This is a genomic window from Arthrobacter sp. 05N425, assembly GCF_056397125.1.
Window position 1 is genome coordinate 284,503 of record NZ_JBFTMU010000004.1, and the last position, 12,280, is coordinate 296,782.

At 63.6% G+C, this 12,280-nt stretch carries 12 protein-coding genes; 6 read left to right on the forward strand and 6 right to left on the reverse strand.

Going from position 1 to position 12,280, the window contains the following annotated elements; genetic code table 11:
• Window positions 1-53: 53 nt before the first annotated feature.
• The 6 genes from gyrB to dnaA form a co-directional block, all read right to left on the reverse strand.
• Window positions 54-2,141, reverse strand: coding sequence for a DNA topoisomerase (ATP-hydrolyzing) subunit B (gene gyrB, locus AC1DGE_RS09005; protein ID WP_441419130.1), 2,088 nt, complete (start codon window positions 2,139-2,141; stop codon window positions 54-56).
• Window positions 2,142-2,562: 421 nt separating this feature from the next.
• The gene (locus tag AC1DGE_RS09010; RefSeq protein WP_476893471.1) at window positions 2,563-3,120 is read right to left on the reverse strand and encodes a DciA family protein; all 558 of its coding nucleotides are present in this window, start codon (window positions 3,118-3,120) and stop codon (window positions 2,563-2,565) included.
• The gene (gene recF / locus AC1DGE_RS09015) at window positions 3,117-4,319 is read right to left on the reverse strand and encodes a DNA replication/repair protein RecF (RefSeq protein WP_476893472.1); all 1,203 of its coding nucleotides are present in this window, start codon (window positions 4,317-4,319) and stop codon (window positions 3,117-3,119) included. Before recF ends, AC1DGE_RS09010 begins: the two co-directional genes overlap by 4 nt.
• A 22-nt stretch (window positions 4,320-4,341) precedes the next feature.
• A complete protein-coding gene (gene gnd, locus AC1DGE_RS09020; protein ID WP_441419133.1) occupies window positions 4,342-5,226 on the reverse strand; it encodes a phosphogluconate dehydrogenase (NAD(+)-dependent, decarboxylating) in 885 nt (294 codons plus the stop codon).
• Window positions 5,227-5,352: 126 nt separating this feature from the next.
• Window positions 5,353-6,477, reverse strand: coding sequence for a DNA polymerase III subunit beta (dnaN, locus tag AC1DGE_RS09025; protein ID WP_175323034.1), 1,125 nt, complete (start codon window positions 6,475-6,477; stop codon window positions 5,353-5,355).
• Between the two features lie 589 nt (window positions 6,478-7,066).
• On the reverse strand, window positions 7,067-8,488 hold the full coding sequence (dnaA, locus tag AC1DGE_RS09030) for a chromosomal replication initiator protein DnaA (RefSeq protein ID WP_441419134.1): 1,422 nt from the start codon (window positions 8,486-8,488) through the stop codon (window positions 7,067-7,069).
• A 466-nt stretch (window positions 8,489-8,954) separates the two neighbouring features.
• On the opposite strand from dnaA, the gene rpmH reads away from it, so the two are divergent.
• The 6 genes from rpmH to rsmG are packed head-to-tail and all read left to right on the forward strand — an operon-like array spanning window position 8,955 to window position 12,214.
• Window positions 8,955-9,092 carry a 50S ribosomal protein L34 gene (gene rpmH, locus AC1DGE_RS09035; protein WP_003800212.1) on the forward strand — a complete coding sequence of 46 codons (138 nt, stop codon included), beginning with the start codon at window positions 8,955-8,957 and terminating at the stop codon, window positions 9,090-9,092.
• A 41-nt stretch (window positions 9,093-9,133) separates the two neighbouring features.
• Window positions 9,134-9,544, forward strand: a complete 411-nt coding sequence (gene rnpA / locus AC1DGE_RS09040; RefSeq protein ID WP_175323036.1) for a ribonuclease P protein component — start codon at window positions 9,134-9,136, stop codon at window positions 9,542-9,544.
• Complete coding sequence (gene yidD, locus AC1DGE_RS09045) at window positions 9,537-9,944, forward strand: membrane protein insertion efficiency factor YidD (RefSeq protein ID WP_441419135.1); 408 nt, start codon at window positions 9,537-9,539, stop codon at window positions 9,942-9,944. The genes rnpA and yidD overlap by 8 nt, the downstream gene beginning before the upstream one ends.
• A 16-nt stretch (window positions 9,945-9,960) precedes the next feature.
• Window positions 9,961-10,935: a membrane protein insertase YidC gene (gene yidC / locus AC1DGE_RS09050; protein WP_441419136.1), complete on the forward strand. Its 975-nt coding sequence runs from the start codon at window positions 9,961-9,963 to the stop codon at window positions 10,933-10,935.
• Complete coding sequence (locus tag AC1DGE_RS09055) at window positions 10,935-11,546, forward strand: Jag family protein (protein WP_441419137.1); 612 nt, start codon at window positions 10,935-10,937, stop codon at window positions 11,544-11,546. Before yidC ends, AC1DGE_RS09055 begins: the two co-directional genes overlap by 1 nt.
• Before the next feature lie 17 nt (window positions 11,547-11,563).
• A complete protein-coding gene (rsmG, locus tag AC1DGE_RS09060) occupies window positions 11,564-12,214 on the forward strand; it encodes a 16S rRNA (guanine(527)-N(7))-methyltransferase RsmG (protein WP_476893473.1) in 651 nt (216 codons plus the stop codon).
• Window positions 12,215-12,280 lie beyond the last annotated feature (66 nt).

The following is a 12,280-nucleotide window of genomic DNA, read 5'->3' on the forward strand; positions in this document are numbered from 1 at the left end:
ATATTTTCCGTTTCAGGTATATATCGGTTCTGGAATATGTAGGGGCTTGGCCGCTAGATATCGAGGAACCGAACGTCCTTGGCGTTCTGCTGAATGAAGTTTCGGCGGGATTCGACGTCCTCGCCCATCAGGACGGAGAAGGTCTGGTCCGCCGCCAGGGCGTCGTCCATGGTGACCTGCAGGAGGGTGCGGTGGTCCGGGTCCATGGTGGTGTCCCAGAGTTCCGTGTAGTCCATCTCGCCGAGGCCCTTGTAGCGCTGGATGCCGTTGTCCTTGGGGATACGGCGGCCGGCGGCTTGGCCGGAGACCAGCTTCGCGTCGCGTTCCCGGTCGCTGTAGACGTAGTCGTGCGGGGCGTTGGACCACTTGATTCGGTACAGCGGCGGCTGGGCCAGATAGACGTAGCCGTTCTCGATCAGCGGGCGCATGTATCGGAACAGCAGCGTCATCAGCAGCGTGGTGATGTGCTGGCCGTCGACGTCGGCATCGGCCATCAGGACGATCTTGTGGTACCGGAGCTTGGCCAGGTCGAAGTCCTCGCCGATGCCGGTACCGAACGCGGTGATCATGGACTGGACTTCGGCGTTGCCGAGGGCTTTGTCGAGCCGGGCACGCTCGACGTTCAGGATCTTGCCTCGCAGCGGCAGGATGGCCTGGGTCTCGGGGTTGCGCCCGCGCTTCGCCGACCCGCCGGCCGAGTCACCCTCCACGAGGTAGACCTCGCACTTCTGCGGGTCCTTGGAGGAGCAGTCGGACAGCTTGCCGGGCATGCCGAACGATTCCAGCGGGCTCTTGCGGCGCGCGTTGTCGCGCGCCTTGCGGGCGGCCATCCGGGCCTGGGCCGCGGAGATGGCCTTGCGGATCACGTCGCGGGCCGGGCCGGGGTTGCGTTCCAGCCAGTCGCCGAGACCGTCGGTGACGACGCGCTGCACGAAGCCCTTGACCTCGGAGTTGCCGAGCTTGGTCTTGGTCTGACCCTCGAACTGCGGTTCGGCGAGCTTGACCGAGATGACTGCGGTCAGGCCTTCGCGGATGTCGTCGCCGGTGAGGTTGTCGTCCTTTTCCTTGATGATGCTCTTCTCGCGCGCGTAGCGGTTGATGAGCGAGGTCATCGCGGCGCGGAAACCCTCTTCGTGGGTTCCGCCCTCGTGGGTGTTGATGGTGTTGGCGTAGGTGTGGACGCTCTCGGAATAGGCGTTGGTCCACTGCATCGCCATTTCCAGGGCGATGTGCCGTTCCGTGTCCTCGGTTTCGAAGGCGATGACGTCCTCGTGGACGACGTCGACCTTTTTGCCGGAGTTCAGGTGCTTCACGTAGTCCAGCAAGCCGTCGTCGTACTGGTACACCACGGTGTGGAACTCCGCGGGGACTTCACCTTCGGTCTCGACGACGTCGAGATCCAGGTCGTCATCGTCGGACGGCTCCGCGGCCGCGCGGCGCTCGTCGGTCAACGTGATGCGCAGTCCCTTGTTCAGGAACGCCATCTGTTGGAAGCGGGCCCGCAGGGTTTCAAAATCGAACTCGGTGGATTCGAAGATGGTGCCGTCCGGGTAGAACGTCTGGGTGGTTCCGGTTTCCTGGGTTTCCTCGCCCTTGACCAGGCTGCCCTGGGGCTTGCCGCCGTCGGCGAAGGACATCCGCCAGACGTGGCCCTGCCGGCGCACCTCAGTGTCAACGCGGCTGGAGAGCGCGTTCACCACCGAAATGCCGACGCCGTGCAGGCCGCCGGAGACCGCGTATCCGCCGCCGCCGAACTTTCCGCCGGCGTGCAGGATGGTCATGACAACCTCCACCGTGGGCTTGTGCTCGGTGGGGTGCATGTCCACGGGGATGCCGCGGCCGTTGTCGACGACCTTGACGCCGCCGTCGGCCTGCAGGACGATCTCGATGTGCGTGCAGTACCCGGCCAGCGCTTCATCGACCGAGTTGTCCACGACTTCATAGACCAGGTGGTGCAGGCCGCGCGGACCGGTGGAACCGATGTACATGCCGGGGCGTTTCCGGACCGCCTCCAGGCCCTCAAGCACCGTGATGTCGCTGGCGCCGTACTCGCGGGGGGTCACCGCCTCCGCAGGGGTGGCCGCTGAAGCACCTTCCGCCGCTGGGTCCGCTGCCGGGAAATCTGTATTGTCGTTAGCCACAGGCGCTTTCGACTCCTCTATGTTCGTTGAAGGCCGGCCGTCGCCGCTTCCGAAGAGGAACGGTTACCGCCAACAGGCACGTCACTGTTGGCACCGCTGCATGGATCGCCTCAGCCAATTCCGCGCAAAGAAATTGCGTCGGAAACGGACTCAGTCGACGTTTCACCGGCGCCCAGTTATCTACCACGATTCTACCGTGTTATAGGAGGGATTCCCGCATTCCAGAGGCCCAAACGGCAGCTAAAGTGCCGCTGAGAGGCCGTTGGCTCCGGCTGCACGGCTCCCGGGGTCCTCCGGTTGGGTTCCTATACGCGTCTGGGGCGTTGGAGCGCCCTACACGGCGCTTGCGGATTTTTCAATAGTCTTGGAAGAAGTGCTTCATACCCGGCGGTGCTGACTGGACCGCGGACCGCGCCGCGGGCTATCCGTAAGTGTCGCGCGGGCCGCGGCCGTTGACCGTCCGGGCACCCTTGCGCCAGCTTGGCGCCGCGGGACCGAGCACCTGAATGCTGGTCACGACGCCCTCACCCAGTTCCATGCGGAATTTTTCCAGCAGACTCAAGCTGAGCAGGCGCAGCTGGGTGGCCCAAGCCGTGGAATCGCAGCGCACGTGGAGGGTCGTGTCGGTAAAGCTCTCCGGTGTGCAGTGTGCGGAAATTTCCGGTCCCACCAGGGCCGGCCATTGCGCCATTACGGAACCGACAGCCACAGGTGAGCTCCAGCCCCGTTCCGCGACGAGCCGTCCCACCACCTTGCCGAGCCCCAGCGGGTCCCGTCCGGTGCCGTGGAACTGGCTGAATCCGCGGGTGCCGGCACTGCGGGCCGGCTTTTGGGTGCTGCCCGGCCTTGGGGGCGCCTTCCGGCGGATTTCTCCCCGGGCTGCCGCGGCATCGCGCATCCGGTTCAAAGCTGCCTGGGCGGCGTCGATGTCATCGGGGTCGCGGCCCGGCTGCAGGCCTCCGTCGGTATCCTTATTCATCGCTTGTCCGGCTCATCGATTCCTCCCGGAATGACCTTCACCCGCCGTCCGGCCAATTCTGCCGGGATGTCCTCCTCGACGGCGGCGGTCACCAGGACCTGTTCCGCGCCGGATACTATTGCCGCCAGTTTACGCCGCCGCTGGACGTCCAGTTCGGCAAAAACGTCATCAAGGATCAGGATCGGCGCGGAGCCGCCGGTGCGTGCGTCGTCCAGCATCACATAGTACGAGGCGAGGCGCAGGGACAGGCACATGGACCACGTTTCCCCGTGCGAGGCATACCCCTTGGCGGGTGCCTGCCCCAGGACCAGTTCCAGCTCGTCGCGGTGCGGGCCCACGAGCGAGATTCCGCGTTCCAGTTCCTTGCGGCGCGAGGCCGCGAACGCTTGGATGTAGCGTTCGGTGAGTTCCTCCACACTCAGCCGGCGGAGGTCCTCGAGGCTGGCCGGGGCGTCAGCGGCTCCGCCCGCTGACGCTTCGCCGTCGTCGTCGAGCACCCCCTGCAAGGTGGAGCGGTAGACCGCTCCGGCCTCCTTGGACCCGTCAGTGAGCTGGGCGTAGGCGTTCTTAAGATGCGGCTGCAGCAGTTCCACCAGCTCAAGCCGGGCGTGCAGGAGTTCCGCTCCGGCCCGAGCCATGTGCTGGTCCCAGACATCAAGCGTTGCCTCGTGGCCGGCGGTGAACTTGCCGGAACGGCCGGATTTGAGCAGCGCGTTGCGCTGTTTCAGCACCCGGTCGTAGTCGCCGCGCGTGGCGGCGTGCCGGGGAACGAGACTGACCAGGAGCTCATCCAGGAAACGGCGCCGGTTGGACGGATCGCCCTTGACTAGGGCGAGGTCTTCCGGGGCAAAGAGAACCGTCTGGCAGATCCCCAGGATGTCCCTGGCCCGGACCGGGTTGCTTCGGTTGATGCGTGCCCGGTTGGCGCGGCCGCCGTTGATTTCCAGCTCCAGCACGGTGGACTCTTCGCCGCGGACCAGTTTGGCGCGGATCATTGCACGCTCGGTGCCGAACCGCAGCAGCGGGGCATCGGTGCTGACCCGGTGCGAGCTCAGCGTGGCCAAGTAGCCGATGGCTTCCATCAGGTTGGTCTTGCCGATGCCGTTGGAGCCCACAAGCACCGTGACACCGGGTTCCAGGCTGAGGTCAACCTGGGCATAACTGCGGAAGTCTGTCAGCGAAAGTTGTTCGAGGTACACGCCGGTTGCAGGATTCCAGGGACTACTTGGCCGGCCGGGTCGCGTGGCCGCCGAACTGGTGGCGCAGGGCGGACACCATCTTCATGGCAGGCGAGCTGTCTTCGCGGGAGGAGAAGCGTGCGAACAGCGCCGCCGTGATGGCCGGGGCTGGCACCGCGTTGGCAATGGCTTCCTCCACCGTCCACCGTCCCTCGCCCGAGTCCTCGACGTAGTCGTCAATGGATTCCAGTCCGGGATCCTCGTCCAGGGCTTTGACCATGAGGTCCAGCAGCCAGGAGCGGACAACGGTGCCCTTCTGCCAGGCCCGGAAGGTGCCGGGCAGGTCGGTCACGATGTCCTTCGCCGCAAGGAGTTCGTAGCCTTCCGCATAGGCCTGCATCAGGCCGTATTCGATGCCGTTGTGCACCATCTTGGCGTAGTGTCCGGCGCCGACGCCGCCCACGTGCACGAAGCTGTCCGCGCGGTCGCCTTCCGGGCGGAGTGCGTCAAAGACCGGGAGTGCCCGTTCGATGTCGGCAGGATCACCGCCGGCCATCAGTCCGTAGCCGTTCTGCAGGCCCCAGACCCCGCCGGACACCCCGCAGTCCGCAAAACGGACGCCCTTTTCGGCCAGCGCAGCCGCGTGCTTCTGGTCCTCGGTGAAGCGGGAGTTGCCTCCGTCGATCACCAGGTCACCGGCGTCGAGCTTGTTGCCGAGTTCGCTGATGACGGCGTCGGTGATCTCGCCGGCGGGAACCATGACCCAGATCAGACGCGGCGCCGGCAGTGCGGCAATCAGCTCGTCAACGGTGGCCACGTCGGTGACATCCGGATTGCGGTCGAAACCGGTGACCTGGATTCCACCCTTGCGCAGGCGTTCGCGCATGTTGAAACCCATTTTTCCAAGGCCGATCAGTCCAATGTGCATAGTGCGGGTTCTCTTTCTGCATTGGGTGTCGGTTGTCGATTTGGGGCCCAGAACGACAACAACTGCCTGGGCCCACGCCGCCAGGGTTCCCTGGCCGAGCTTGCGAGGCGAGGGTGGCGGTGGGGGCTAGTTGGGCAGACGGACCGGCATGACCAGGTAGCGGTAGTCGTCCTGGTCCTCGCCGTCGGCGTCCTGCTGGGCGGTGATCATCGCCGGCTTTGGCGCCGTGGTGAAGGAGAACCGCACAAACTTGGTCTCGATGACGCTCAGGCCCTCGATGAGGTAGTGGGGGTTGAAGGCCACGGTGATGTCTTCGCCGGTCAGCTGGGCTTCGAGCTCTTCTGAGGCCTGCGCGTCTTCACCGGTTCCGGCGTCAAGGTGCAGCTGTCCCTGGGTGAAGGCAAGCCGGACCGGGGTGTTGCGTTCGGCCACAAGCGAGACGCGGCGGACGGCTTCGACCAGTTCCTGGGTCTGCACGGTGGCGTGGATCGGGGTGGAATCCGGGAACAGCGACCGGATTTTCGGATAGTCGCCATCGACCAGGAGCGACGTCGTGGTGCGGCCGCCGCTCTCGAAACCGATCAGCCGGCTGTCGTCATCGGCGAGGGCGAGGTTGATATCGCCGCTGCCGCCGAGTGTCTTGGCCACTTCGTTGAGGGTCTTGGCTTTCACCAGGGCGCTGGTGGAGATGCCCGGAGTTGCGGGCTTCCAGGGCACTTCGCGCATGGCGAGGCGGTAGCGGTCGGTGGCGAGCAGCGTGATGAGGTCGTCCTCGATCTCCATCCGGACGCCGGTGAGAATGGGCAGCGTGTCGTCCTTGCTGGCCGCGATAATCACCTGGGAAACGGCCTGCGCGAACGAATCGCCTGGCACGGTGCCACTGATCGGGGGCAGCGCGGGCAGCGGCGGGTATTCCGCCTCCGGCATCGTGGCCAGGTGGAAGCTGCTCCGGCGGCAGGTCAGGGTGACTTTGTTGCCGTCGGTTTCGATTTCGACCGGGGCGGAGGGCAGGCTGCGGCAAATGTCCGCGAGCAGGCGGCCGGAGACCAGGATCGTGCCCTCGGTGGTGATGTCAGCGGGGATTTCCAGGCGTGCCGAGGTCTCGTAGTCAAAGCTGGAGAGGCTGACAGTGCCGGCTTCTGCCTTGAGGAGCAAACCGGAAAGCACGGGAACAGGCGGCCGCGGAGACAACGACCGGGCGGTCCAGGTCACGGCTTCGGCCAGGACGTCCCGTTCGACTCTGAACTTCACGGAAGGGTGCCGCCTTTCATTGCTGCTGACAAAAGCTAAAACTCACAGGGCCATGGCGACCCCGGCGCGCTGCCGGATCCGCCAAAAAGGTAAGTGCATGCACTCCAGGTCTTTCTCCGCCGCTGTCCGTTTCCGGGTTGCGAATGACAAGAGAGTGTCCGGGACGGACGCACTGCAGACAGCTTAGCCCCAAGATCCTAGTTCTCCCATCCCCGGGTTACACCAGTGTGGTTCCGGAGCGGGCTTCCGGGCCGGGCTTCCGGAGGGCCTGTGCTGGCAGGTGGGGGGTCGGAAGGAAACTGTTGTTTGAGGGAATTTCATTTTCTTGGGATTAGTAGTGTTAATAACTGCTGTGGAAACTGTGGATAACTCGGTCTGGCCGTGCGTTTCCGGGGTTAAGCCCTGTTCATGGACTGTGGGTGGAGCAGGTTTTAAACAGGGTGTGGATGGGGACAACATTTTCGGGCGTTGCGCCGATCCACAGGCGCCTTAAGGGTTTTAAGCCCATTAACCGCGGTTGTCCCCTTAAGTATCCACAGGGTTGTCCACAGGCCCCTGTTAATAAGGTAAGAGTGCGCGGCGCCGATACTCAGGAATTGCGCTGCTGCTGCTTGATCCGGTTGGTCAGTTCAGTAACCTGGTTGTAGATCACGCGGCGCTCCGCCATCAGTTCGCGGATCTTCCGGTCCGCGTGGATGACCGTGGTGTGGTCGCGGCCGCCGAGCTCCTGGCCAATCTTGGGCAGGGACATGTCGGTGAGCTCCCGGCACAGGTACATCGCGATCTGCCGCGCGGTGACCAGGGTCCGCGTGCGGGACTTGCTGCAGAGTTCTTCCATGCTGAGCTTGAAGTAGTCGGCCGTCTGGGTGAGGATCTGCGCAGAGGTGATCTCCTGGGCGCCGTCGTCGGTGATCAGGTCCTTGAGCACCATTTCGGCCAGGGCCACATCCACCGGCTGCCGGTTCAGGCTCGCGAACGCCGTGACCCGGATCAGCGCACCCTCAAGTTCGCGGATGTTGCTGGAGATCTTCGAAGCGATGTACTCCAGTGCGTCGTCCGGGGCGGACAGGCCTTCGCTCAGCGCCTTCTTGCGCAGGATAGCGATGCGCGTTTCCAGTTCCGGCGGCTGGATGTCGGTCAGCAGGCCCCACTCGAAGCGGGACTTCATGCGGTCTTCGAAGCCGGCGAGCAGCTTGGGCGGCTGGTCGGAGGTGATGACGACCTGCTTGTTGTTGTTGTGCAGGGCGTTGAAAGTGTGGAAGAACTCCTCCAGCGTCCGGTCCTTGCCGGCCAGGAACTGGATGTCATCGATCAGCAGAACGTCCACGTTGCGGTAGGTGGTCTTGAAGCTGGTGCCTTCATCGTCGCGGATGGAGTTGATGAAGTCGTTCGTGAATTCCTCGGAGTTCACATAGCGGACCCGGATGCCGCTGTAGAGCCGGCGGGCGTAGTGGCCGATCGCGTGCAGCAGGTGGGTTTTGCCCAGACCTGAGTCCCCGTAGATGAACAGCGGGTTGTACGCCTTGGCAGGCGCTTCGGCGACGGCGACGGCGGCCGCGTGGGCAAAGCGGTTGGAGGAACCGATCACGAAGGTGTCGAAGACGTACTTCGGATTGAGCCGACCGAATTCGTGGGAAGTGCTCGGCAGCATTGGCTGCGGCTTCAGTTCCACCATGGGGTCGGCGACCAGGGACAGTTCGGCCGTTGGTTCGGGCTCGACATGCAGTGGCACCAGATCGGTGTCGACGTCGATCGCGCAGCGGATTTCGTCGGAAAAGACATCCCGCAGGGCGTCGTCGAGGGCTTCCTTGACCTGGGTCTGGAGTACCTCGCGGGTGAGTTCGTTGGGTACGGCCACCAGCAAGGTTGAGCCGATCAGTCCCTGGGCCTGGGCGAGGATCACGAAGCCACGCTGCCGGGGAGTGACCCGGTGGTCGTTCTCAAGAAGGCTGACAACCCGCCGCCAGGAACTTCCGACGGTGTTTGCTTGGTTGGCTTCGTCTACCGTCATCAATCAGTTCCTCAAACCTTGCTTGCCTGCGTTACCTGCAGCCACGAGGCCTGAACCAGACTGCTGGCCCCGGCTTAATCCACAGGGTTGTGCACAGTCCGTGGATAATCGGCTACTGGGACACTCTAGGGGATGAAAAGACTAGAAGATAGCTGGGATCAGCCCTGTGGATAATTACACTGGTGTGGTTCCAAATGCGGGGGCGTGACCCACTTCATCCACAGGCTGGCGACCGGGTTAACCACAGCTGGGGACAGGCGGCTGAACACCTCCCGGTTTGACTCTGGGGGCGCTTTTCCCCTAACGTTGTGAAGTCCTTTGTGTCCGCTTTTCGCCTCATTGAATCTCTCCCCGACGCCTGCGTCTTGCGAGTCGAGGGTAGCGGCACATACAAAACTTAGCGTCGGCCAGTTCTTCCCCTTTTTTGATCGGGTGGGCGCACCTTTGATCCACTGGAGTAACTAACGTGAGCAAGCGGACTTTTCAGCCGAATAACCGCCGTCGAGCCAAGAAGCACGGCTTCCGCCTTCGTATGCGTACCCGTGCCGGCCGTGCCATCCTGGCAGCCCGTCGTGGCAAGGGCCGCACCGAGCTGTCGGCCTAAATAACTGACTCGTCGGTCACCATCCCTATGCGAGTTGAACGGTGCTAGCCACCCGGAACCGTCTGAGGACCCCTACCGATTTTTCAACAACTGTACGTTCCGGCGTCCGCAATGGACGCCGGAACTTAGTGTTATATACGGCAGCTCTCGCTGCCGATGAACCAAGCCGGATCGGTTTCATCGTTTCCAAGAGTGTTGGGAACGCTGTTGTCAGGAACCTCGTTAAGAGGAGACTAAGAGAAGCCGGCGCCTTGTCGCTGCAGAAATATCCCAGCGGGTTCGCTATCGTGGTCCGGGCACTGCCCGCCTCTGCGGCCGCCGGCTGGGATGATCTGTGCAGCGACTATGACGCCGCTTTGGAGACGACCATGAAACGCTTGGGCAGCCGCCTTCCACAGGCCGCTTCTACAGTTTCTTACGAGACAACACAGGAAGGGACCCCGCGTGCGTAACTCGACTGCCGCCGTCGTCCCTGTTTCTGAATCCCGCGTCAAAGCGGCCGTAGCCTGGCTCGGCCTTGCGGTCTGGAACCTGCCCCGCAACATCTTGATCCTGCTGCTGATGGCCTACCGCAAGGTGGTCTCGCCGCTGTACGGGCAGGTTTGCCGGTTTTTCCCCAGCTGCTCGGCGTACGCGCTGGAAGCGGTCACGGTGCATGGCGCCGTCAAGGGAAGCTGGCTCGCGGCCCGGCGCCTGGCGCGCTGCCACCCATGGAATTCCGGTGGAGTGGACCACGTCCCCGCCGGGCACCGGGAGTGGCCGGATGGCCACACCCCCAGAATTGTTGTGCTGAACAACCCGGATAAGTACCTGGCTGCTCAGTCTGATGGAGAAGGCCGCTCGGCGGCCTGACGAATAGGGATATCGTATGGACTTCTTTGAAACAATCATGTTTCCGTTCAAGTGGCTGGTTTCCATCATTATGGTGGGCTTCCACGATGGACTGAGCGCCATCGGCCTCCCGGCCGCCAACGGCTGGACCTGGACGCTGTCCATCATCGGGCTGGTGCTGGTCATCCGCGCCGCCCTGATCCCCGTGTTCGTCAAGCAGATCAAAGCCCAGCGCGGCATGCAGCTGCTCCAGCCCGACCTGAAGAAGCTTCAGGACAAGTACAAGGGCAAGACCGACCAGCTCTCCCGCCAGGCCATGGCACAGGAACAGATGGCCATGTACAAGAAGCACGGCACCAACCCGTTCTCGGCCTGCCTGCCGATGCTGATCCAGATGCCATTCTTCTTCGCGCTCTTCCAGGTTCTCTCCGGCATCAGTAACGCCAAGACCACCGGCAAGGGCATCGGCGCGCTGAGCCACGACCAGGTGGTGCAATTCGACGAATCCAGCATTTTCGGTGCCCCGCTTTCGGCATCCCTGCTGCACGGCGGTGGCGGCAACCAGATGGCGGTCTGGATCCTCTCGATCGTGATGATCCTGGCGATGACAGCCTCGCAGTTCATCACCCAGAAGCAGATCATGGCGAAGAACATGTCCGAAGAGGCCATGGCGAGCCCGTTCATGAAGCAGCAGAAGATGATGCTGTACGTCCTGCCGCTCGTCTTCGGCGTCGGCGGCATCAACTTCCCCATCGGTGTCCTGATCTACTGGACCACCACGAACCTTTGGACCATGGGCCAGCAGTTCTTCGTGATCCGCCGGATGCCGACGCCGGGCTCCCCCGCCGCGAAGGCCCTGGCCGAGCGCCGTGCCGCCAAGGGACTGCCGTCCCTGCCCCTGATGGGTGCCAAGAAGGCCGACGCCGAGGCTGAAGCGGCCGCCGCGGCGGCCGCCGTCGCCGCGAAGAGCCAGCGCATCCAGCCCCAGCGCAAGAACAGGAAGAGGAAGTAATGTCTGCCGAGAGCACCGAACACGCTATTTCCGCCGAAGCCCCCGATCAGGACACTTTCCAGGACGACGTGCAGGTAGACAGCAACCAGGAAGCCGGGGACGAGTCCCAGGACGCCGCTGCCGGTTCCGGAAAGGGCACCTCGGCAAGCCGCCTGGAGGAAGAGGGCGACGTCGCCGCGGACTACCTCGAGGAGCTCCTGGACATCGCCGACATCGACGGCGACATCGATATTGAGGTCCGAAACGGCCGCACCTACATCTCCATCGTTGCCGAGGAAGACTCCTCGGGACTGGAGAGCCTCGTTGGCGCCGACGGCGAGGTGCTCGAAGCCCTTCAGGAACTCACCCGCCTTGCGGTGCTCTCCGCCACGGAGAACCGCTCCCGCCTCGTGCTGGACATCAACGGCTACCGTGCCGACCGCGCCGGTGACCTGCAGCAGATCGCCGAAGACGCCATCGCTTCGGTCAAGGACACTGGCAAATCCGTCGCGCTGGCACCGATGAGCGCGTACGAGCGCAAGATTGTGCACGACGCCGTTGCCGATCTCGGATTCGTCAGCGAATCCGAAGGCGAAGGCGCCGACCGGCACATCGTTGTCTCCGCAGACTGAATCCGCGGAGTAGCTTGATGGTGGAAATTACCGCGGCCGAACTGAAGGCCGCAGAGTCTATTTTTGGCGACCGGCTTGAACTGGCAAAACGCTACGTTGAGCACCTGGCCACGTCCGGCACCGAACGCGGGCTGATCGGGCCCCGCGAAGTGCCCAGGTTGTGGAGCAGGCACGTGCTTAACTGTGCCGTTATTGAACGCGAGATTGCCCAGGGAAGCCACGTTGCCGACGTCGGCAGCGGGGCCGGGCTCCCGGGTCTTTGCCTGGCCATTGCGCGGCCGGACCTGGAACTAACGCTGATCGAACCGCTGGAGCGGCGGGTGATCTGGCTGCAGGAAGTCGTCGATGACCTGGGGCTCGAAAACGTCACCGTGATGCGGACCCGTGCGGAACTGGCCGTGGGCCACGTGAGCGCCGACGTCGTCACTGCCCGGGCTGTTTCTGCCCTCTCCAACCTCGCCGGGCTCACCATTCCGCTGCTCGGAGGCAAGGGCGAGGTCGTCGCCATCAAGGGGCGTAGCGCCGGCGAAGAGATCGAGAAGGCCGCCAAGGTCATCCGGAAACTCGGCGGGGTGGAGACCTCTGTTGTGGTCGTCGGCGAAGACCTCCTCGAGGAACCCACGACCGTAGTCCGAATCGTTGTGAACAAGCCTCGAAAGATTGCGTAGCACCCGCCCGGTGCCCTCGGTCTTGTTTAGGAAGAGGTTAGGCTAGTAACCGGCAGCAAAAGCCGA